This window comes from Allobosea sp., from assembly GCF_035944895.1.
Taxonomy (GTDB): Bacteria; Pseudomonadota; Alphaproteobacteria; order Rhizobiales; family Beijerinckiaceae; genus Allobosea.
This window is the reverse complement of record NZ_DASZAT010000005.1, coordinates 736233-758458: the sequence shown is the minus strand read 5'-3', so window position 1 is coordinate 758458 and position 22226 is coordinate 736233. Positions and strand designations below refer to the sequence as shown.

General features: G+C 67.0%; 18 protein-coding genes, 1 tRNA gene and 1 pseudogene. 11 read left to right on the top strand and 9 right to left on the bottom strand.

Going from position 1 to position 22226, the window contains the following annotated elements; translation table 11 throughout:
- Positions 1-7: 7 nt before the first annotated feature.
- Positions 8-802 carry an inositol monophosphatase family protein gene (locus VGV58_RS05895; protein WP_326873038.1) on the bottom strand — a complete coding sequence of 265 codons (795 nt, stop codon included), beginning with the start codon at positions 800-802 and terminating at the stop codon, positions 8-10.
- A gap of 65 nt (positions 803-867) precedes the next feature.
- Here VGV58_RS05895 and VGV58_RS05890 point away from each other — a divergent pair, with 65 nt between their 5' ends.
- The gene (locus VGV58_RS05890) at positions 868-1734 is read left to right on the top strand and encodes a DeoR/GlpR family DNA-binding transcription regulator (RefSeq protein ID WP_326873037.1); all 867 of its coding nucleotides are present in this window, start codon (positions 868-870) and stop codon (positions 1732-1734) included.
- 113 nt (positions 1735-1847) lie between these two features.
- Positions 1848-1916, top strand: a pseudogene (locus VGV58_RS28845) (hypothetical protein); the annotation flags it as partial.
- A gap of 368 nt (positions 1917-2284) precedes the next feature.
- Here VGV58_RS28845 and VGV58_RS05880 read toward each other — a convergent pair.
- The 4 genes from VGV58_RS05880 to VGV58_RS05865 all read right to left on the bottom strand — a co-directional run bounded on the left by VGV58_RS05880 (position 2285) and on the right by VGV58_RS05865 (position 5384).
- Positions 2285-2360: transfer RNA gene (locus tag VGV58_RS05880), tRNA-Thr, on the bottom strand.
- Between the two features lie 116 nt (positions 2361-2476).
- On the bottom strand, positions 2477-3421 hold the full coding sequence (locus VGV58_RS05875) for a prephenate/arogenate dehydrogenase family protein (RefSeq protein WP_326873035.1): 945 nt from the start codon (positions 3419-3421) through the stop codon (positions 2477-2479).
- Entirely contained in the window at positions 3418-4527 is a 1110-nt protein-coding gene (gene hisC / locus VGV58_RS05870; RefSeq protein ID WP_326873034.1) for a histidinol-phosphate transaminase, read from the bottom strand. The genes VGV58_RS05875 and hisC overlap by 4 nt, the downstream gene beginning before the upstream one ends.
- A 23-nt stretch (positions 4528-4550) precedes the next feature.
- Positions 4551-5384 carry a chorismate mutase gene (locus VGV58_RS05865; protein ID WP_326873033.1) on the bottom strand — a complete coding sequence of 278 codons (834 nt, stop codon included), beginning with the start codon at positions 5382-5384 and terminating at the stop codon, positions 4551-4553.
- A gap of 155 nt (positions 5385-5539) precedes the next feature.
- On the opposite strand from VGV58_RS05865, the gene metX reads away from it, so the two are divergent.
- The gene (gene metX / locus VGV58_RS05860; RefSeq protein ID WP_326873032.1) at positions 5540-6718 is read left to right on the top strand and encodes a homoserine O-acetyltransferase MetX; all 1179 of its coding nucleotides are present in this window, start codon (positions 5540-5542) and stop codon (positions 6716-6718) included.
- 2 nt (positions 6719-6720) lie between these two features.
- Positions 6721-7344, top strand: a complete 624-nt coding sequence (metW, locus tag VGV58_RS05855; RefSeq protein ID WP_326873031.1) for a methionine biosynthesis protein MetW — start codon at positions 6721-6723, stop codon at positions 7342-7344.
- Between the two features lie 122 nt (positions 7345-7466).
- On the opposite strand, the gene VGV58_RS05850 is transcribed toward metW, so the two are convergent.
- Both VGV58_RS05850 and otsB read right to left on the bottom strand, forming a co-directional pair.
- Positions 7467-9305 (bottom strand): glycoside hydrolase family 15 protein, encoded by a 1839-nt coding sequence (locus VGV58_RS05850; RefSeq protein WP_326873030.1) that lies wholly within the window; start codon positions 9303-9305, stop codon positions 7467-7469.
- A 14-nt stretch (positions 9306-9319) separates the two neighbouring features.
- Complete coding sequence (gene otsB / locus VGV58_RS05845) at positions 9320-10123, bottom strand: trehalose-phosphatase (protein ID WP_326873029.1); 804 nt, start codon at positions 10121-10123, stop codon at positions 9320-9322.
- Positions 10124-10341: 218 nt separating this feature from the next.
- Here otsB and VGV58_RS05840 point away from each other — a divergent pair, with 218 nt between their 5' ends.
- The 6 genes from VGV58_RS05840 (at position 10342) to VGV58_RS05815 (ending at position 18093) form a co-directional block, all read left to right on the top strand.
- Entirely contained in the window at positions 10342-11898 is a 1557-nt protein-coding gene (locus VGV58_RS05840; protein ID WP_414643912.1) for an alpha,alpha-trehalose-phosphate synthase (UDP-forming), read from the top strand.
- Positions 11899-12016: 118 nt separating this feature from the next.
- Complete coding sequence (ptsP, locus tag VGV58_RS05835; RefSeq protein WP_326873027.1) at positions 12017-14284, top strand: phosphoenolpyruvate--protein phosphotransferase; 2268 nt, start codon at positions 12017-12019, stop codon at positions 14282-14284.
- Between the two features lie 60 nt (positions 14285-14344).
- Positions 14345-15430 carry a peptide chain release factor 1 gene (gene prfA / locus VGV58_RS05830; RefSeq protein ID WP_326873026.1) on the top strand — a complete coding sequence of 362 codons (1086 nt, stop codon included), beginning with the start codon at positions 14345-14347 and terminating at the stop codon, positions 15428-15430.
- A gap of 61 nt (positions 15431-15491) precedes the next feature.
- Positions 15492-15737: a hypothetical protein gene (locus tag VGV58_RS05825; RefSeq protein ID WP_326873025.1), complete on the top strand. Its 246-nt coding sequence runs from the start codon at positions 15492-15494 to the stop codon at positions 15735-15737.
- Between the two features lie 28 nt (positions 15738-15765).
- The gene (prmC, locus tag VGV58_RS05820) at positions 15766-16650 is read left to right on the top strand and encodes a peptide chain release factor N(5)-glutamine methyltransferase (protein ID WP_326873024.1); all 885 of its coding nucleotides are present in this window, start codon (positions 15766-15768) and stop codon (positions 16648-16650) included.
- 366 nt (positions 16651-17016) lie between these two features.
- Positions 17017-18093 (top strand): DUF4167 domain-containing protein, encoded by a 1077-nt coding sequence (locus VGV58_RS05815; protein WP_326873023.1) that lies wholly within the window; start codon positions 17017-17019, stop codon positions 18091-18093.
- Between the two features lie 54 nt (positions 18094-18147).
- On the opposite strand, the gene VGV58_RS05810 is transcribed toward VGV58_RS05815, so the two are convergent.
- Both VGV58_RS05810 and VGV58_RS05805 read right to left on the bottom strand, forming a co-directional pair.
- Positions 18148-18936, bottom strand: coding sequence for an MOSC domain-containing protein (locus VGV58_RS05810; protein WP_326873022.1), 789 nt, complete (start codon positions 18934-18936; stop codon positions 18148-18150).
- Between the two features lie 104 nt (positions 18937-19040).
- On the bottom strand, positions 19041-19397 hold the full coding sequence (locus VGV58_RS05805; RefSeq protein ID WP_326873021.1) for a DUF2293 domain-containing protein: 357 nt from the start codon (positions 19395-19397) through the stop codon (positions 19041-19043).
- A 144-nt stretch (positions 19398-19541) separates the two neighbouring features.
- Here VGV58_RS05805 and clpB point away from each other — a divergent pair, with 144 nt between their 5' ends.
- Complete coding sequence (gene clpB, locus VGV58_RS05800; RefSeq protein WP_326873020.1) at positions 19542-22163, top strand: ATP-dependent chaperone ClpB; 2622 nt, start codon at positions 19542-19544, stop codon at positions 22161-22163.
- Positions 22164-22226: the final 63 nt, after the last annotated feature.

Genomic DNA, 22226 nt, shown 5'->3' with positions numbered 1-22226 from the left:
GGCCGGCTCAGCGCTTCATCGCCCCCTCGACGAGGCGCAGCATCTCGCGATGGCGGGCCGGATCGCCGGCCGCCATGATCCGCTTACCCGTCCTGTGATCGATCGGTTGCCCTTCCCAATCGGTGATGACACCACCGGCGCCCTCGATGATCGGCCGGAAGGGCGCAAAGTCCCAGAGCTTCAGCCGCGTGTCGAAGGCCGCGTCAGTGCGTCCGCTCGCCAGCAGTCCGAAGCTCATGCAGGCCCCGCCCCAGATTCGCCAGGCCGTGGCCGCGCGCATGGCGTCGAGCGCCGGCTCCTCCTCCTCGTCGAAGAAATCCGGATTGCTGGCGGACATGATGGCATTGCCGAGTGTCCCGCAGCTGCGGGTGCGGCAAGGGCGGCCGTTATGCGTGGTCGGGCTACCCTTGACGCCGATCCAGCGGTCACCAGTGATCGGATGGTCGATGACGCCGAGGATCGGCTCGCCTTCCCGCATCAGCGCGATCAGTGTGCCGTAGACCGGAAGGCCGGCGATGAAGGCGGCGGTGCCGTCGATCGGATCGAGCACCCAGACCAGATCGGCATCGAGATCGGTCGGAGCCTCCTCCTCGCCGATGATGCCGTGACCGGGAAAACGGTCGGCGAGCATCTCGCGCATGCGCCGCTCGATGCGGGCATCGAGCGCCGTGACGAAGCTCCTGTCGGACTTGACCTCGACATCCGGGCGAACCGAAGCCGTCTCACGCAGGATCGCCCCGCTTTCCGTTGCGAGCCGCAGCGCAAACGCCAGCCACTCCGCCTGATTGTCTTCGGCGCGCATTCGCCATCCCCCGACCTTTCTGGAGTCGGCTTAGCATTTGTGGATATATGTGGCAATGTGGATTTTTGACCGATTTACGATTCCCGGCGCCGCGCCGCTCTTGCCAGCGGTCTCGCCAGAGGTGCAATGAACCGGTTCGCAGGAGACAGAACCGCATGTGGCAAGGCGAGAGAAAGCAGCGAATTCGCGCGCTTCTCGACACGTTCGGCAGCGTCTCGGTCGAGAGGCTCGCCCACGAATTCAGCGTTTCCAACGAGTCGATCCGTCGCGATCTGGTGGCCATGGAGCAGGACGGCAGCCTGCGGCGTGTCCATGGCGGGGCGGTCAGCATGCCTGCGGAGCAGGATGCGTCCTATGGCGCCCGCTCCACCGTCCGACTGAAGGAAAAGCGCGCGATCGCCCTGGCCGCGATGACCCTGATCAAGAGCGGCCAGACGCTGTTCCTAGATGGCGGGACGACAACGGCGGCGCTGGCCGAGGAGCTAAAGGGCGTTCCCGATCTGAACATCCTGACGAATTCGCTGCAGGTCGCGACGACCATGGCATCGACGCAGCAGAGGACCGGCAGCCGCGTTTTCCTTCTCGGCGGAACGATCGTCCATGAACCGCCGGAGACCGGCGGCGCATCCACCATCAACGACATCTATCGCTACAAGGCGGACCTGGCGCTGCTGTCGCCCTTCGGGGTCGACATGAAAGGTGCGGCGACCAATTTCTTCGAGCACACCGCCGAGATCGCCCGCGCCATGGTCATCAACGCGGCCGGCGTCGTCCTGATCGCAGATCACTCGAAGATCGGCGTGACCAGTCGCTTCCGCTTCTGCGAACTCGATCGGATTTCCGCCATCGTCACAGACAAGAAGGCGAAGACCCTGCCGGCGTTGGCTGCACTTTCGAGCGTGGTCGGACGCGTCATCGTTGCCGATACCTAGAGCATTGTCTTCGCGCGAACCGGTATCGACTTCGCTCGAAAATGCTCTAGTGTTCGGGATGCGCGGCGTTGCCATACGTCAACGGCGAACTCTTCGCGCTCCATGTCGAGCAAGTGCTCGCCCCACCCCTCGTCAAGGGCGACGTCGTCATCCTCGCCAATCTCGGTAGCCACAAGGGCAAAGCCGCTCGCCGTGCGATCCGCAGCGTCAGCGCTCACATGCTCTTCCTGCCGCCCTATGGCTCGCCCGATCGAGCAGCTCTTCGCCAAGCTCAGGCGCTGGATACGCGGTGCACAGGCCAGAACCGTCGCAGCAACTGGCAAAAGCTCGGCGACCTGCTCCTCATCGTTTTGCAAGAGGAATGCGCGAAATACCTCTCAAACGCAGGATACACTGCCGGGCAACTGAAGCATGCTCCAGCCAACGAAAGGCCAACGATGCAATCGGCTGTCAACGCACGCTGCCGAACGCCAACCGCCGGAAACATCGCAAAGACCAACAAAAAAAGCCGCCCTTTCGGGGCGGCTGCGAACGTCACTGAAAATCGGGATGGTGCCGCAAGAGGGATTCGAACCCCCGACCCCCTCATTACGAATGAGGTGCTCTACCAGCTGAGCTATTGCGGCGACGGGTGGGGCTGTATCAGCACCACCCCATTTTGACAAGGCAGACTAGCCCGCCGAAAGCACGGAATTGATGCCCGGCTGTGGGAATCCCGCGGAGGCGCGAGCGCGCCCGCCCCTCAGCCCTTCTTCAGCTTCTCCGTCTCGGCCTTCTCCTGGCCGAGGGCGACGATGCCGCGGCGGATGGCGCGCGTGCGGGTGAAATGCTTGTGCAGGGTCTCGCCGTCGCCATAGCGGATGGCGCGGGTGAGCAGGGCCAGGTCCTCGTTGAAGCGGCCGAGCATCTCCAGCACCGCCTCCTTGTTGGCGAGGAAGACGTCGCGCCACATGGTCGGGTCGCTCGCCGCGATGCGGGTGAAGTCGCGGAAGCCGCCGGCGGAGAACTTGATCACTTCCGACTGCGTCACCGCCGCCAGATCCTCGGCCGTGCCGACGATGTTGTAGGCGATCAGATGCGGCAGATGGCTGGTGATGGCCAGCACGAGGTCATGATGCTGCGAGCCCATCACCTCGACGATCGCCGCCATACCCTCCCAGAACTGGCGGGTGCGGGCGATCGCGGTCTCGTCGGCGTCGGGCGGCGGCGTCAGGATGCACCAGCGATTGAGGAACAGGCTGGGGAAGCCGGCATCCGGGCCGGAATTCTCGGTGCCGGCGACCGGATGCGCCGGGACGAAATGCACGCCCTCGGGCAGATGCGGGCTGACGGCCTCGACCACGGCATGCTTGACCGAGCCGACATCCGACAGGATCGCGCCCGGCTTGAGCACGCCCGCGATCTCCTCAGCGACCGCACCGCAGGCGCCGACCGGCACGCAGAGCACGATATGATCGGCGTCGCGGGCGGCCTCGACGGCGCTTTCAGCGATTTCGTGGCCAAGATCGAGCTCGCGGGCGCGACGGCAGACATCGGCATCGCGATCGCTCAGCACGATGTGCCGGGCGAGGTTGAGCTCCTTCGCGGCATGCGCGATCGAGGAGCCGATCAGGCCGATGCCGATGATGGCGAGCCGCCCGAAGAGCGGCTCGTCGCGGCGCGGCGCGAAGCTCTCGGGCGCGCTCACGCGGCCTTGCCCAGGAACTCGGCCAGGGCGGCGACGACGAGGCGGTTGGCCTCCTCGCTGCCGATGGTCATGCGCAGCGCGTCGGGCAGGCCGTAGGAGGCGACCGAGCGCAGGATCAGGCCGCGCTGGGTCAGGAAGGCATCGGCCTCCCTCGCGCTCTTGCCGGCGGCGGCCGGGAAGTGGATCAGGAGGAAGTTGCCAACCGAAGGCGTGACGGTGAGGCCGAGCTTCTCAAGCTCGGCCGTGGTCCAGGCCAGCCACTTGTCGTTGTGCTCGATCGCCGAGGCAATGTGCGCCTCGTCGGCGATCGCGGCGACGCCGGCCTCGATCGCGGCTCCGTTGACGTTGAACGGGCCGCGGGTGCGGTTCAGCGCATCGATGATGTGGGCAGGACCATAGGCCCAGCCGAGACGCAGATTCGCCAGGCCGTAGATCTTCGAGAAGGTGCGCGTCATCACGACGTTTTCGCTGGTTGCGACCAGTTCGAGGCCCGAGGCGTAGTCGTTCCGGCGAACGTACTCTGCATAGGCCGCATCGAGCACGAGCAGGACATGCGGCGGCAGGCCGGCCTGCAGGCGCTTGACCTCGTCGAAGGGCAGATAGGTGCCGGTTGGGTTGTTGGGGTTGGCAAGGAAGACGATCTTGGTGCGCGGCGTCACCGCGGCGAGGATCGCGTCGATATCGGCAGTCAGGTTTGTCTCGGGCACGATCACCGGCTTGCCGCCGGCGGCGAGGATCGCGATCTTGTAGACGAGGAAGCCGTGCTCGGTGAACACGCCCTCGTCGCCATCGCCGAGATAGACCTTGGTGATCAGCTGCAGCAATTCGTCAGAGCCGGTGCCGCAGACGATGCGATTGGCGTCGAGCCCGTAGCGGCCGGCGATCGCCTCGCGCAGCTTCGTCGCCGAGCCGTCGGGATAGAGCTCGAGCTTGCCTGAGAGATTGCCGTAGGCGGCGATCGCCTTCGGGCTCGGACCGAGCGGGGTCTCGTTGGAGGAGAGCTTGTGCAGCTTGACGCCGGCCGGGGCCGAGGACTTGCCGGGGACATAGGCCTCGATGTCGAGGACGCCGGGACGCGGAACGGGGCGGGGAGCGGGCAGAGCCATGGGGCTGGACCTTGAAGGAGTGATCAGCGGACGGATTTGAAGGCGAAGCGGGCGGCGTGGCTGCCGATCTCGGTCAGCTCCTTGAGGCCCGCGGGTTCGAGTGCGCTGCGGATGGCCTCGACCGGTGTTTCGCCGGAGGCTGCCACCAGCAGCGCCAGATGCGAGCCGTCGGCGGCGCTGGCCGAGACCTCGGCGAGATGCTGGGCGAGGCCGTGGCGCAGCGGCTCCGACCAGCGCTCGACCCGGGCGGCATAGAGCACGATCTCGCGCACGGCGGCGTCGGTCAGCGGCTTGGCGATGCAGTAGACCGGCGTGCCGGCCGGATGGTCGGGCCGCTCGATGAAGGGCAGGCGCGCGATGATCTTGGGCTGGGCGGGGCCAATCAGGTCGCGCCACCAGACGCCGGCGCTGGCGCCGAGATCCATGCGGAAGATGCCGAGATCGCCGGCCGAGTCCGCCACCGCCGCGATCACGGCGCGGGCGTCCTCATGGGTGACGAAGGGCACGGTGAAGCCGAAATGGAAGCGGGCGCTGTCGCGCATCGCCGCATCGCCGCCGGAGATGTCGGCATGGACCGAATAGTTCGCCTGCACGAAGGTGAAGGTCGCGATGATGATGCGCCAGATGCTCTCGACCGTATCGAGTGGCAGCAAGCCCTGATGGCGCAGCGCCAGGCGCTTCATCATGTCGGCCTCACGGCCGGGGCGGAAGGCCGAGCCGGACACTTGCGTCTTCTTGATCGCGATCAGAGTCTCGATGATCTGCGAGCGTTCCATCAGCAGGCCGTGCATCGCCGCATCGATGCGGTCGATCTCGCTGCGCAGGTCGGCGAGCGTGGTCGGAGCGGCTTCTGTCATGATCGCCAGACTTCTTTAATCGTGCCGGTCTCTTAGCGGTCGCCGAAGGGCTTGGCAAAGCGTTCGCAACGCATCGCCGCGTTGACAGACGGGAAGAGCCGCGCCATCGGTAATGTCCGCTATTACGAACGGACCGGACGACAAGACAAATCCGAATGCCGAACCGGACGCAAGCTCCCGACCTTCTCGCCGACCCGCTGGCCGAAGCCAACCAGCCATCGAGCCTGCTCGCCCGCTTCGGGCCGGACAAGGCCCTGCAGCTCGATTCCGGCGCGACGCTGGAGCACTGGCAGATCGCCTACCAGACTTACGGCGAACTCAATGCGGCGCGCTCCAACGCTGTCCTGGTCTGCCACGCCCTGACCGGCGACCAATACGTCGCGAGCCGCAACCCGGTCACCGGCAAGGGCGGCTGGTGGACGGCGATGGTCGGGCCGGGCAAGCCGATCGACACCGACCGCTTCTTCATCATCTGCGCCAATGTGCTTGGCGGCTGCATGGGCACGACCGGCCCGGCCTCGACCAATCCCGAAACGGGCAAGCCCTGGGGCCTGTCCTTCCCGATGGTGACGATCCGCGACATGGTGCGGGCGCAGGCGCATCTCGTCGACGCACTCGGGATCGACAGCCTGTTCTGCGTCGCCGGCGGCTCGATGGGCGGGATGCAGGTGCTGCAATGGGCGGCAAGCTATCCGACGCGGGTGTTCTGCGCCCTGCCGCTCGCCACCGCAGCCAAGCATTCGGCCCAGAACATCGCCTTCCACGAGGTCGGCCGGCAGGCGGTGATGGCCGATCCGGACTGGCGCCAGGGCCGCTATCTCGACGAGGGCACGAGGCCCTCCAAAGGGCTCTCGGTCGCACGCATGGGCGCGCACATCACCTATCTCTCGGAACCGGCGCTGCACCGCAAGTTCGGCCGCAAGCTGCAGGAGCGCAGCGCGCCGACCTTCACCTTCGACGCGGATTTCCAGGTCGAGAGCTATCTCCGCTACCAGGGCATCAGCTTCGTCGAGCGCTTCGACGCCAATTCCTATCTCTATGTCACGCGGGCGATGGACTATTTCGACCTCGGCGCCGACCATGACGGCGTTCTGGCCAAGGCCTTCGCCGGGACGCGGACGCGGTTCTGCGTCGCCTCGTTCACCTCGGACTGGCTGTTTCCGACCACCGATTCGCGCGCCATCGTGCATGCGCTGAACGCAGCGGGTGCCTCTGTCTCCTTCGTCGAGCTGGAGAGCGACAAGGGCCACGACGCCTTCCTGCTGGAGGAGCCCAACCTGTTCGCGACGACGCGCGGCTTCATCGGCGCCGCGGCGCGAGCCAGGGGGATCTGAGCATGGCGCTGGCGGACACCCAGACCAATCGCATCGACCTGCGTCTCGTCGCCGAGATGGTGACGCCGGGCTCGCGCGTGCTCGATGTCGGCTGCGGCGACGGCGAATTGCTGTCGCTGCTCGCCGAGACCCGGGGCGTCGACGGGCGCGGCATCGAGCTCTCGCCCGAGGGCGTCGCCGGCTGCGTCGCGCGCGGGCTCTCGGTGATCCAGGGCGACGCCGACACCGACCTCGCCGACTATCCTGACGACTCGTTCGACTACGTCATCCTCTCGCAGACCATCCAGGCGACGCGCAATCCGCGACTGGTTCTGGAGCAGATGCTGCGCATCGGCCGGCGCGCCATCGTCTCCTTCCCGAATTTCGGGCATTGGCGCATGCGCACCCAGGTCTTCTTCATGGGCCGGATGCCGGTGACCGACTCCCTGCCCTACACCTGGTGGGAGACGCCCAACATCCATTTCTGCACGATCCGCGACTTTGTCGCGCTCTGCGATGCGGTCGGCGCGGAAAAGGAGCGCGCCGTCGCGCTCGACGTCTCCGGCGGCAGGGTCGGCGTCAGCGCGCCCTGGTGGTTCTGGAATCTCTTCGGCGCCCAGGCGGTGTTCCTGCTGAAGCGGGGCTAACCCCGCGTGTCATGCTCGGGCTCGACCCGAGCATCTCAGGCCGGAAGAGGCTCCGGTCAGCGCTCTCTCATCATGAGATTCTCGGGTCTGCGCTTCGCTCCGCCCGAGAATGACGACCTTGGTCAAAACGCCTCTTCCCAGTTCCGGCTCAGCCGCATCGCCGAATTGATCAGGCCGACCATCGAATAGGTCTGCGGGAAATTACCCCAGAGCTCGCCGGTTTCCAGATCGGCGTCCTCCGAAAGCAGGCCGAAGCTGTTGCGCCGCGTCAGGATGCGATCGAACAGCTCCTTGGCCTCGTCCTTGCGGCCGATGGCGTGCAGCGCATCGACATACCAGAAGGCGCAGATCAGGAAGCCGGTGTGCATGAAGCCGAAATCGTCCTGCGTGCCGTAGCGCAGGATCAGGTCGCCGCGCCCCAGCTCGCGGCCGATCGCCTCGACCGTCGCGATGTAGCGGGGATCGTCGGGGGTGACGAAGCCGAGCTCGGCGATCAGCAACAGGGTCGCGTCGAGATCGGCGCCGTCGAAGGTCGAGACGAAATGGCCCTTCTCCTGATTCCAGATCCGGTCGGAGATGATGCCCTTCAGGCGCTTGCCCTCGCTGCGCCAGTACTCCTTGCGGTCGGCGCGGCCGAGCGTGCCGGCGATGCGGGCGAGCCGGTCGCAGGCCGCCCAGCACATCACGCTTGAGAAGGAGTGGACCACCTCCTTCTCGCGCAGCTCCCAGGGGCCGGCATCGGGCTTGTCGAAGACGGCGATGGCGCGTTCGCCCATGCGCTCGAGCTGGGCGAAGAGGGCCTCCTTGCCGGGCTGGATCAGGCGGCGGTCGAAGAAGGAATGGGTCGCGGCCAGGACGACGGCGCCATAGCCGTCGTTCTGAATTTGGGTCGCCGCGCCGTTGCCGACGCGCACCGGTTGATGACCGCGATAACCGGCGAGGTTAGGCACCTCGAACTCGCGCAATTCGCCGCCGCGCGTGATCGGATAGAGCGGCGGCAGATGCTCGGCGCCGCTCTCGGAATAGGTGTCGACGATGTTGGTGATGAAGCCGAGATAGTCCTCCATCGTCCGCGTCGTGCCGAGACGATTGAGGGCGTGGACGACGAAATAGGCATCGCGCAGCCAGCAGAAACGATAGTCCCAGTTGCGCTGCGTGCCCGGCGCCTCCGGGATCGAGGTGGTCAGCGCCGCGACGATGGCGCCGCTTTCCTCGAAGGAGCAGAGCTTCAGCGTGATCGCGGCGCGGATGACCTCGCGCTGCCATTCGAAGGGGATCGAGAGCGAGCGGACCCAGTCGCGCCAGTAGTCGGTGGTCTTGTCGAGGAATTCGCGCGAGGTCGTCTCGATCTCGGCACGCAGCGCCTCGTCCGAGCCGATAAAGAAGGAGAACGGCTTCTCGACCGCGAAGGGGATGCTCTCCAGCACATAGGAGACGGGCGCGTCGGTGGTCAGCCGGATCGTCTGGTCGGCGCCGACGAAGCGGACATGGTTGGAGCCGCGAGTGATCTCGTCCGGCTCCTCGCCGAGGCCGAGACAGGGCTTGACCACGACGCGAATGCGCGGGCGCCCGGAGATGCGCCTGACGCGGCGCACCAGTTGCGGCGGCCGGAAGAAGCGCTCGAAGCGGACGAAGCGCGGCGCGAAGTCGAGGATCTCCAGCGCGTTGCCCTGGTCGTCGGAGAGTACCGAGGAGAGGATCGCGGTGTTGTCGAGATAGCTCTGCTCGCAGCGGGTCATGCCGACCATCTCGATGGCGAAGACGCCCTTCTTCGGCATGGCGTCGCCGTCGTCGATCTGGTTGTCGATCAGCGAGCAGAAGACCGGGTCGCGGTCGAAACGCGGAAAGCAACTCCAGACGATGCGCGCCTGCCGGTCGATCAGCGCGGCGATCGTGCAGTTGCCGATGACGCCGAGATCGAGCGAGGCCACTCTCGGCGAGGCGGTGGTCGTCACAGTCATGCCAGTTCCTGAAGTCAGCTCTGAAGGAAGGATTCGAGCGTGAGGTCGCCGCCCTCGGCGGCCGCGAGAAGCACATGGCGCAACGCAGTCGGTGAGGCCAGGCGATGACGAGCGCAGGTCTCGCCGCCGCCGATCCGGATCGACAGGCCGTCGGCAGCGTTGACCGCGGTGAAGCCGTCCTCGTCGGTGATGTCATCGCCGATGAACACCGGCGTGCGGCCGGCATAGGTTTCCTGCTGCAGCAGCCAATTGATCGCGCCGCCCTTGCTCGCGGTCGCAGGAACCAGCTCGGCGACCGCCTTGCCGCGCTGGAGGCGCATTGTCGGACCGATCTCGGCGGCGACGTCCTCCATCAGCGCCAGCGCTTCTTCGGCGAGAGATGGCGCCAGTCGCCAGTGCAGCGCGACGGACTGGCGCTTATCCTCAACGATCACACCGACATGGGCGTTGGCGAAGCGGACCATCTTGCGAGTCGCGGCGTGCAGCGCTTCCGAAGGAGGGGCGAGCGGAGCCTCGGCGCCGCCGAGACGGATCTGGGCGCCATGCAGGCCGGCCGCGTCGAACCGGTAGGGCGCCATCATCTCGTCGAGCAAGGCGACGGGCCGCCCGGAGACCAGAGCGAGCGCGCCGCCTAGTCGCTGGCGCAGCGCCTCCAATGCACCCGGCAGGCGCCGGTCGATCTTCACGTCCTCCGGCGAGGGCGCGATCTCGACCAGGGTTCCGTCGAAATCCAGGAACAGCGCGATCTGCCCGGTCAGGGCAGCGGCTTTTTCGGGAGGCTCGGCAATTTCGGGGGCGGGGCTCAGCATCTCTGACATGGCGCTCTGGTTAGAAGGCGAAGCGGGCGAAAGGACGACAATCGGCAGATGGTCCCCTCATCGCCACATTCGAGGTTCAGTTTGGCACGAGGTCGCCATGATCCGGTCACGGCGGCGACGCGATCCGGCCGGGGAGCCGGCCTGCACACGAAACATTACGCCTGCCCGCGCGTTCTGTTCCCGCGCCCTTGCGGCAAGCGTCAGCGAAAAAGTGAGGCATCATGCGTCTTGTCGTCGTGTCCAACCGCGTCACCATGCCCGAACGTGGCGAAAAGGTGGCGGCAGGTGGCTTGGCGGTCGCGCTCCGCTCGGCACTCGAACAACATGGCGGCCTGTGGTTCGGCTGGAGCGGGGGGACCAAGGCCGAACCAGCGAGCAGCGTCGAGCCGCTGCGGCACGGCAAGGTCAGCTACGCCGTCACCGACCTGACCGAAGCAGAGCGACAAAGCTATTATCTCGGCTTCGCCAACCGCGCGCTCTGGCCATTGATGCACTACCGGCTCGGGCTGACCGAGTTCAGCCGCTCCGACTATGCCGGCTATCTCGGCGTCAACCGCCGCTTCGCCCGGCTGCTGATGCCGCTGCTCCAGCCCGATGACGTCATCTGGATCCACGACTACCATCTGATCCCGCTCGCGGCCGAGTTGCGCCGGCGCGGCGTCACCAACCGGATCGGCTATTTCCATCATATTCCCTGGCCGTCGGCAGATGTGTTCGGCGCCCTGCCCTTCTCGTCGACGCTGATCAGCACGATGACAGCCTACGACCTCATCGGCATGCAGACCCAGAACGACGTGGCGAACCTGATCGGCGGGCTGGTCGCGCTCTGCGGGGCGCGGCGCGAGGGCAACCGGGTCAAGGCCGGCCAGCGCGAGGCGGTGGTGCAGGCCTTCCCGATCGGCATCGACGTCGAGGGTTTCCGCAAGCTCGCCCAGGCATCGGTCCGGGCGGTGACGCAGCCGGTGCGGGCGACGACAGCGCCACTCGGCAGCCGCAAGCTGGTGATCGGCGTCGACCGCCTCGACTATTCCAAGGGAATCGTGCAGCGGCTCGAGGCCTTCGGGACCTTCCTGCGCAACCATCCGGAACATCGCGGCGAGGTAGGCCTGCTGCAGATCGCGCCGCCCTCGCGCAGCGACGTACCCGAATATGCCGAGCTCGACCGGATGTCGGACGAAGTCGCCGGTCGGCTCAATGCCGCGCTCGGCGAATTCGACTGGACGCCGATCCGCGTGGTGAAGAAGGCCTATTCCCGCAGCGCCCTCGCCGGTCTTTACCGGCGCGCCCAGGTCGGGCTGGTGACGCCGATGCGCGACGGCATGAACCTCGTCGCCAAGGAATATGTCGCGGCGCAGAATCCCGACAACCCCGGCGTGCTGGTGCTGTCGCGCTTCGCCGGCGCGGCGCAGCAGCTCGGCGAGGCGCTGATCGTCAACCCGTTCGACACCCATGAGGTGGCCGAGGCGATCAGGACGGCCCTTGCCATGCCGCTATCGGAACGGCAGCGTCGCTTCGAGCGGCTCTACGCGACGATCTCCTCGACGGACATCGACTGGTGGACGTCGCGCTATCTCGCCGCGCTCTCCGGCCTCGATGCCCCCAGCGGCGACATTGTGCCGCCGGGGCGGCCCAAAACGCTGCGCAGCACACGCAAATCGGGCACGAATACCAGATCCGCACGCGCCGATATGCCGCCTCAGGCCGCCCGGCCGACACACGGCAAAGGCGACTCGGCACGCGGCAAGGCCTTGCCGAACGCTCCCTCCGCTGGCTAGAAGCAGCCCGATAGGGGCAATCAGCCCAGCTTGCGCTTGCGACTCAGCGGTTGCGGTGTCAGGTCTGCGGGGGGTATCCGGCTGAAACAGCCGTGGAGGCGGGCGGAGGGCTTTGTTGATGCGAGGCGCACTCGGGGGATCGGGCGTGCTGCTGCGCCGTCTCCGCGAGGTGATGGCGGCGCCGGTCAGTCCGCAGGAGCGGCTCGACAGGCTCGTCGTCGTGATCGCCGGCAACCTCGTGGCCGAGGTCTGCTCGGTCTATGTCCTGCGTGAAGATTCCTCGCTCGAACTCTACGCCACCGAAGGCCTCAATCGCGAGGCGGTCCACCTCACCACCATGCGGGCCGGCGAAGGCCTGGTCGGCCTGATCGCCAGCGAGGCGGAACCGCTCGCGCTCTCCGACGCACAGTCGCATCCGGCCTTCTCCTACCGGCCAGAAACCGGCGAAGAGATCTATCGCTCCTTCCTCGGCGTCCCGATTCTGCGCGGCGGCGCGGTGATGGGCGTGCTCGTCGTGCAGAACCGCGCCTCGCGCGTCTACAGCGAGGACGAGGTCGAGTCGCTGCAGACCACGGCCATGATCATGGCCGAGATGATCGCGGCCGGCGGCCTGAAGGCCCTGTCGAAGCCCGGCGCGACCATCGGGCTCGACCGGCCGATCCACAGCATCGGCACCACGCTCGCCGACGGCGTCGGCCTCGGCCATGCCGTGCTGCACGAGCCGCGCGTCGCGATCACCAACCTGATCGCCGAGGACCCTGGCCGCGAGGTGCAGCGGCTGGAAGCAGCGATCGCGACGATGCGGCTCGCCATCGACGAACTGATCGAGCGCGGCGACGTCGCCCATACCGGCGAGCACCGCGACGTGCTCGAAACCTTCCGCATGTTCGCGCACGACCAGGGCTGGCTCAGGCGCATGCGCGAGGTGGTGATGACCGGCCTCACCGCCGAGGCCGCGGTCGAACGCGTGCAGTCGGACACCCGCGCCAAGATGCTGCGCCAGACCGACCCTTACCTGCGCGAGCGCCTGCACGATCTCGACGACCTCGCCAACCGTTTGCTGCGCACGCTGGTCGGCAAGTCCAACGGCGTCACGCGCGAGGATTTGCCGGAGAACGCCATCCTGATCGCGCGCTCGATGGGGCCGGCGGCGCTGCTCGACTATGACCGCCGGCATCTGCGCGGCGTCGTGCTCGAGGAAGGCGGCCCGACCAGCCATATCGCCATCGTGGCGCGTGCGCTCAACATCCCGGTGGTCGGCGAGATCGCCAACGCCACCGCGCTGATCCAGGCGGGCGACGCCGTCATCGTCGACGGCCAGGCCGGCGAGGTGCAGATCCGGCCGCAGCCCGATGTCGAGAACGCCTACAAGGACAAGGCGCGCCTGCGCGCCCGCAAGCAGGAGCAGTACCGCAAGCTCAAGACGCAGCCCGCGATCACGAAGGACGGCGTCGAAATCCAGCTGCAGATCAATGCCGGCCTGCTCGTCGACATGGCCAATCTCGAGGAGACCAACGCCTCCGGAGTCGGCCTCTTCCGCACCGAGCTGCAGTTCATGGTGGCGCCGCACATGCCGACCACGGCCGAACAGCAGGCGCTCTACGATGCCGTGCTCAAGGTCGCGAACGGCCGGCCGGTGACATTCCGGACGCTCGACATCGGCGGCGACAAGGTGCTGCCCTATATGGAGCGGCTGGAAGAGGAGAACCCGGCACTAGGCTGGCGCGCCATCCGTATCGGCCTCGACCGCCCCCGGCTGCTGCGCGCGCAGGTGCGGGCCCTGCTGCGGGCCGGCGCCGGCAGCGACATGAAGATCATGCTGCCCATGGTGGCCACGGTGAACGAGTTCCTGCGCGCACGCACGCTGGTGCGGCGCGAGCTCGCCATGCTGGAGCGCGACGGCCGCCCGGCGCCGGCCAGCCTCAAGCTCGGTGTCATGGTCGAAGTGCCCTCGCTGCTGTTCGAGTTGCCGGAGATCGCCCGCGAGGCGGACTTCCTCTCGATCGGCACCAATGACCTGATGCAGTTCCTGTTCGCGGCCGATCGCGAGAACAAGCGTGTATCCGATCGCTTCGACCCGCTCGGCGCCGCTGGCCTGCGCGCGCTGCGCAACATCATCGACGAAGCCGGCAAGGCGGATTGCCCGGTCACCGTCTGCGGCGAGATGGGCGGCAAACCGATCGAGACGCTGGCGCTGATCGCGCTCGGTTATCGATCCTTCTCGATGTCTGCCGCATCCGTCGGACCGGTCAAGGCGATGCTGCGTGCGCTCGACGCCGGCAAGGCGCGCCAGCGCCTCGATGCCTGGATGTCCTCTTCCGATGGCGCCGCCAGCCTGCGCCCGCTCATCGCCGCACTCGCCGCCGAGATGAAGGTGCCGGTCTAGCGACACTTCACTCGCCGACCGCGCACGCCTCCCTTTTTCCGTTCAGATCGTTTCCGCACCATGTCGCTCCAGCTCCCGCAAGATCGCCTCGACTCGATCGTCGCCCGCCATGCCGCGGCGAGCGACGCCATCAACCATGCGACCGAGGCGGCCCGCGTCGTCGAACTGTCGAAGGAACTCGCCGAGCTCGACCCCGTCGTCGCGGCGATCACGGCCTGGCGCAAGGCGCAAGTTGGGCTGGAGGAGGCGCTGGCGCTGATCGACGATCCCGCCATCGACGCCGAGATGCGCGACCTCGCCTATGAGGAGCGCGACGCGGCCAGGGCCGAGATCGATGCGCGCGCCCGCGAGATCCTGATTGCGCTGCTACCCAAGGACGCCGCCGACGAACGCGGCGTCATCCTCGAAGTCCGCGCCGGCACCGGCGGCGACGAGGCCTCGCTCTTCGCCGGCGACCTGCTGCGCATGTACCAGCGTTATGCCGCCGGCAAGGGCTGGAGCGTCGACATCCTGACTGAGAGCGAGGGCACGGTCGGCGGCTTCAAGGAGGTCATCGCCGAGATCGCCGGGAAGGGCGTCTATGCCAGGCTGAAATACGAATCCGGGGTGCACCGCGTGCAGCGCGTGCCGGACACCGAGACGAGCGGGCGCATCCACACCTCCGCCGCGACCGTCGCCATGCTGCCGCTCGCCGGCGAGGTCGACGTCACCCTCGACGAGAAGGATTTGCGCATCGACACGATGCGCGCCCAGGGCGCCGGCGGCCAGCACGTCAACAAGACCGAGTCGGCCGTCCGCCTCACCCATATCCCGACCGGGATCGTCGTGCTGGTCCAGGACGAGCGCTCGCAGCACAAGAACAAGGCACGCGCCTACGAGCTGATGCGGGCCAAGCTCTATGACATGGAACGCAGCCGCGCCGATGCAGAGCGCTCGGCCGACCGGCGCTCGCAGGTCGGCTCGGGCGACCGGTCCGAACGCATCCGCACCTACAACTTCCCGCAAGGGCGCGTCACCGACCACCGCATCAATCTGACGCTCTACAAGCTCGACGAGATGATGCAGGGGCTGGTGCTCGACGAGATCATCGATGCGCTGACGGCGCAGCGCCAGGCTGAGCTGCTCGCCGAGCAAGGCAGCGTGTGAAACCTTCGCCTCTCTCGCGCGTTCTGGACGCATCGACCAATTTCATGGGGAGGATAGAGATATGAAAGTCCTGTTCAGCGCCATCGCCCTCGCCGCCGCCGTCGCCTTCGTGCCGGCATCCGTGGGTGCGCAGGAGCGGACCGCCAAGAAGATCCTCGGCGGCCAGCCAGCGACACTGCACAACGCCAAGACCGAGTCGCAGGCGCGGCGCGATTGCCAGCGCCAGTATCGCGGCGCTAGGGAGAGCAAGTCCGCGCTGCGGATCAAGATGAAGGACTGCATCCGCGAGGGGATGCAGGGCAACTGACCGGCTCCGCGCCGGCCCAAGGATACGCTTGACCGGCATAACCAGACCGACTGACGCGATCGCGCCCGTTGCCTTGCCGGCAGCGGGCGAAACCGCGTCTGCGGCCAGGAAGGCGATCGCGCTGGTGCTGAAGCGCGCCGGCATCGCCGATTTCACCTTCGAAGCCCGTATCCTGATCGAGGACCTCGCTGCCGACGACGATCCGATCGACCAAGCGGCCGCTGTACGGCTCAGCGATGCCGTTGCCCGCCGTCTCGCCGGCGAGCCGCTCTGGCGTGTCCTCGGTGCTCGCGAGTTCTGGGGCCTGAGCTTTTCACTCTCGCCGGGAACGCTGGAGCCAAGACCGGACAGCGAAACCTTGATCGAGGCGGCGCTCAGCCATCTCGCACTGCGCCGGCACGAGAGGCTGCGCACGCTTGATCTCGGCACCGGAACGGGCTGCCTCCTGATTGCGACCTTACGTGAATTTCCACAAGCGACCGGGCTCGGGATCGACCTTTCGCCTGATGCAGTCGCGACCGCGACGGGCAACGCCGCCCGCAACGGCGTCGCCGAGCGCGCCGCCTTTCGTCAAGGCAACTGGACAACCGGTATCGACGAGCGCTTCGACCTTATCCTGTCGAATCCGCCCTATATCGACAGCGCCGAGATCGCTGGCCTGGACCCGAATGTCCGCGAATACGATCCGCTGCTCGCCCTCGATGGCGGCCCGGACGGGCTCGACGCCTATCGCGCCCTCGCGGCCGCCCTGCCCGGCCATCTGCAGCCTGGCGGCCTCGCCATCCTGGAGATCGGGGCTGGACAGGAAGAGGCCGTCCTCGCGCTGATGAGGCAGGCGGGCCTGCGCCATCTCGACTCGCGCCGTGACCTCGGCGGCCATATTCGCGCCCTCGTCTTCGGGCACGCCCCCTGATCAATGCACAGCAAGCTACGCGAATTTGCTTGGAAGAAGCGGCAAAACCAGCTATGCACGCATGGTCTTGAAGACAGTGTCGACAGCACATAACCTTTGGCCAGGTTCCGCAGAGCGGACCGAACCCTCGGATCACTGCCAGAATCGACGTTACTGACATAGCGAGACCGAGGCTCCGAATGGGCGAGACGCCGTTCGGAGGGGGAGCCGGCAGGCTCCATTGGAAAGAGCGCGTGAAGACCCATACCGGCGCAGAGCCCTTCCAGGTCGAGTTTCCCACGCGCGGCGCCGCAACCCGCCGCGCGACACGATGTGCATGACGGCCTCAAGGTTGCTTCGAATGAACATAACGCGAGACAGACGCGAATGAGACCAGGTCAGAACCGGCGTATGCGCGGCCGCAACAACAACAATAACAACAACAATGGCAACCGGAAATCTCCCAACCCGCTGCAGCGGAGCTACGAGTCGAACGGCCCGGACGTCAAAGTCCGCGGCACGGCACAGCATGTCGCGGAGAAATACCTGCAGCTCGCCCGCGATGCTCAGTCCTCGGGCGACCCTGTCGCAGCCGAGAACTATTTCCAGCACGCTGAGCACTATTATCGCATCCTGCTCGCTGCACAGGAGCAGATGACCCAGCAGTTCGGGCACACCTTCCAGCTCAATCGCGCCTTCGTCGAAGATGCCGACGAGCTCGAGGAGGAGGGCGAAGAGGAGGCTGCCTTCCAGGGCGGCCAGCCGCAGGGTGAGCGTCAGCACAACGGCGTGAACGGTCATGGCGGCCAGCGCCAGGACGGTGAGGAAGGCGAAGGCGGCAGCCAGAACAACGGCCAGCGCTTCGACCGGCCACCCCGCCAGGAGCGGCAGGACCGCAATTTCGACCGCAACGGCCAGCGCCGCTTCGATCGTAATGATCGCCAGGATCGCCAGGATCGCAATGACCGTGGCGATCGGCCGGAGCGGGGCGAGCGTCGCTTCGACCGGAATGAAGGCCAGAACGGTTCCTATGCTCCGCGTCCCGAGGCTCAGCCCGGTGCCGAGCAGCCGGACATCGCGCCGGTCCAGGGCCAAGGCCAGGGCGAGCGCCGTTTCGAGCGGCCTGAACGCCAGGAGCGCCAAGAGCGCCCCGACAGGCCGCCGCGTGGCGAGCGTCCCTCGCGCCGCGACCGCGACGAGGCCCGGGCCAGCAACAGCAGTGAAGAGCAGGATGCTCCCGCCGGCCTGCCGGCTTTCCTGACCACGCCGACACGCGTACCGATCGCGATCGCCGAGGAGGCCGAGGCTCCGGTCGCCGCCCCAGTGGCAGCAGCTCCGACGGACGCCGTGGAGGCCGCGCCCGAGGCCGGCGAGAAGCCAAAGCGCCGGGCTCCCCGGCGGCGTTCGCCGCGCGAGGTGATGGACGCCCTCGGCGGTGATGGCGGCGAGACCCCGGCCGAATAATCCGGCCGGCAGAACGAGATCATGGAAAGGGCCCGCAAGGGCCCTTTCGCTTTTTCAGGCGACGCCGAGCGCCGCCGGTTCACTGGCCTCGACCAGCCGCAGCCGCTCGCCCTCGCCGAGCGTTCCACCGCTGATGATCCGGCAGTAGATGCCGCAGTCGACGTGGCCATAGCCCTTCATGAGCGCCTTGGGGATCTGCAGGTCACGCGCGCCCGTCACCGGGTCGACATTGGTGGCGGCGCAGCGCTCGATCCGCTTGATCACCTGGAGTCGCAAGCCCGACGGCGCGACGAGCTCGCGATCGACCAGATCGAGCTCGGCCCAGGCCGGCAGGTCCTCGACCATGACATTGCCGCGGAAGCGCAGCGGATCGACGGGCACGCCGAGCCGCGCCTCCAGGTCGGCGACGCTGGCGAGGTTGATGATCGAGACGAAGCCTGAGCGGGAGTCGGTGAAGCGGTAGCCCTCCAGCGCTGCCAGCAGGCGCGGCTCGCCGCGCAGTTCCTCCGGCATGAAAGCCTTGAAGAAGGCGCTGAGCTGTTCACGGCCGGTGGCGGTCCCGGTGGCGGCCCTGGTCTCCCTGCCGTCATGGCCGATGACGAGATCGCCGCTGCCATCGTCGTAACGCGTCCGCAGGCGCGCCAGCGACTCGTTGCGCATCAGCATCAGGTATTTGATCTTGGGCTGATGCACGGGCTCAGCCGGATCGAAGCCGGAGGGGCCGTTCTCGATGGCGAAGAGCCGATCACCGGGAAAATAACCGCCTGTCGGCAGTTCGGCCCGGCTCAGACGCTCGGGCGACAGGCCCTTGACCGGGTAGCGATACAGCGAAGCGACGCGCATGGGCCCTGCCCTTCCGATTACGAGGCGGCGGACCCTGCCATGACGGGCGTTTCGACGCCACCGAGGCCGTTGCCATATCCGATGAAAGGATTGCATCGGTCAGATCAATGCGCCTGCTCGCCCTCCTCCTCGTCCAGGATCGAGCGCTGGCAGCCCCAGCCGGAGAGCACATCGTCGATCGCATCGGCGACGAAGAAGCGGGCGGCGTCGCGTTCGTAGCCCTCGGCGAGCAGATGATCGTAGTCGGTATGGGCGTGCCGGACATGGGAACCCAGCGCGAGCCAGAGCGCGGACGAGGGCGGCAGCGCCTTCATCTGCACGCGACCAGCCAGCGCCAGCACCGTCTCGGCATCGGCCAGCGGGATGCCCGGCACGAGCGCCCGCAACGCCTTTCGAATCGCCTGTTGCCGCCTGGTGCCGACCATGCCGGCAGGCTGGCCGCAGGCTTTGACAAAGGTCAACGCCAAAGCTGCACCCACCCCCTTCCGTTGCGGGAAAGCAACACTATCTTTGGAGGCGAAGGGCTGCCCGTCAGGGGGCCCTATCCTGATGAAAGCAGCCGGCTCCGCCGCTTCGGGGCGCGACCGGCGGGCGGAGGTAACCGAATGAACATCGAGAAGTATACCGACCGGGCGAAGGGATTCCTGCAGGCCGCGCAGACCATTGCGATGCGCGAGAGCCATCAGCAGTTCACGCCCGAGCATGTGCTGAAGGCGCTGCTCGACGACAGCGAGGGCATGGCGGCCGGCCTGATCGACAGGTCGGGCGGGCAGTCGCGGGAGGCCAGGCAACTGGTCGACGCGGCCCTCGCCAAGCTTCCCAAGGTCAGCGGCGCCGGCGCATCGAGCCTGCATCTGACACCGGCGCTGGCGCGCGCCTTCGATACGGCCGAGAAGGCTGCCGACAAGGCTGGCGACTCGTTCGTCACGGTCGAGCGGCTGCTGCTTGCGCTCGCGATCGAGAAGGACAGCGAGGCCGGAAAGATCCTGGCCAAGTCTGGTGTCACGCCGCAGAGCCTCAACACCGCGATCGAGGCGATCCGCAAGGGCCGCACCGCCGATTCCGCATCGGCCGAGCAGGGCTATGACGCGCTGAAGAAATACGCGCGCGACCTCACCGCCGCGGCCCGCGACGGCAAGCTCGATCCCGTCATCGGCCGCGACGAGGAGATCCGTCGCACCATCCAGGTGCTGAGCCGCCGTACCAAGAACAATCCCGTGCTGATCGGCGAGCCCGGCGTCGGCAAGACCGCCATCGCCGAGGGCTTGGCGCTGCGCATCGTCAACGAAGACGTGCCCGAGAGCCTGAAGGACAAGGAATTGCTCGCCCTCGACATGGGCGCGCTGATCGCCGGCGCGAAATATCGCGGCGAGTTCGAGGAGCGGCTGAAGGCCGTGCTCTCCGAGGTCTCGGCCGCGGCGGGCGGGGTCATCCTGTTCATCGACGAGATGCACACGCTGGTCGGCGCCGGCAAGACCGACGGCGCGATGGATGCCTCCAACCTGCTGAAGCCCGCTTTGTCCCGCGGCGAGCTGCACTGCGTCGGCGCGACCACGCTCGACGAGTATCGCAAATATGTCGAGAAGGATGCGGCGCTGGCGCGGCGCTTCCAGCCCGTCTTCGTCGACGAGCCGACGGTCGAGGACACGATCTCGATCCTGCGCGGCCTGAAGGAGAAGTACGAGCAGCATCACCGCGTGCGCATCACCGACTCAGCGCTGGTCTCGGCCGCGACGCTGTCGAACCGCTACATCACCGACCGGTTCCTGCCGGACAAGGCGATCGACCTCGTCGACGAGGCCTCGGCGCGCCTGCGCATGCAGGTCGATTCCAAGCCCGAGGAGCTCGACTCGATCGACCGCGAGATCGTCCGGCTGAAGATCGAGCAGGAGGCGCTGAAGAAGGAGAGCGACGCCGGCTCGAAGGAGCGCTTGAAGCGGCTGGAGTCCGAGCTCACCGAGCTCGAGGCGCGCTCGGCCGCGATCACCGCGACCTGGAAGGCCGAGAAGGACAAGCTCGGCCAGGCGGCGGAGATTAAGACCAGGCTCGACAACGCCCGCAACGAGCTCGCCCAGGCGCAGCGCAAGGGCGAGTACCAGCGCGCTGGCGAGCTCGCCTATGGCGAGATCCCGCAGCTCGAGAAGACGCTGGCCGAGATCGAGGCGAAGGGCGATGCGCCCGGCATGGTCGAAGAGGCCGTGACGCCAGACCATGTCGCGCAGGTCGTGTCGCGCTGGACCGGCGTGCCGGTCGACAAGATGCTGGAGGGCGAGAAGGAGAAGCTCCTGCACATGGAGCAGAGCCTCGGCGCCCGCGTCGTCGGCCAGGAGGAGGCTGTCGAGGCCGTCTCCAAGGCGGTCAGGCGCGCTCGCGCCGGCCTGCAGGATCCGAACCGGCCGATCGGCTCGTTCATGTTCCTCGGCCCGACCGGCGTCGGCAAGACCGAGCTGACGAAAGCCCTGGCGTCGTTCCTGTTCGACGACGAGACCGCGATGGTCCGGCTCGACATGTCCGAATACATGGAGAAGCACTCGGTCAGCCGGCTGATCGGTGCGCCTCCCGGCTATGTCGGCTATGAGGAAGGTGGCGCGCTGACGGAAGCGGTCCGGCGCCGGCCCTATCAGGTCGTGCTGTTCGACGAGGTCGAGAAGGCGCATCCGGACGTGTTCAACGTCCTGCTGCAGGTGCTCGACGACGGACGCCTGACCGACGGCCAGGGCCGCACGGTCGACTTCCGCAACGTGCTGATCATCATGACCTCGAATCTCGGTTCGGAGTATCTAGTGAACCAGCCCGAGGGCCAGGACAGCGACGCCGTGCGCGACGAGGTGATGGGCGTGGTCCGCCACGCCTTCCGGCCGGAGTTCCTGAACCGGATCGACGACATCATCCTGTTCCACCGCCTGCGGCGGTCGGACATGGGCGCGATCGTCGACATCCAGATGGCGCGTCTCGGCAAGTTGCTGATCGACCGGAAGATCGCGCTCGACCTTTCCGAAGAGGCACGCGACTGGCTGGCGGAGAAGGGCTACGATCCCGCCTATGGCGCGCGCCCGCTGAAGCGCGTGATCCAGAAGTCGGTACAGGACCCGCTGGCGGAATTGCTGCTCGCCGGTGCAGTTCGCGACGGCGAAAGCGTGCCGCTGACGGTCGGCCCGGCCGGGCTGATGCTCGGGGAATTTCCCGCCGCCAGCGAGAGCCGGCCGGCCGGAGTGGCACTCAACTGAAGTACGGCATCGCTGAAATGACGAAGGGCGCCGCTCACGCGGTGCCCTTTTTCTTTCTAGGCC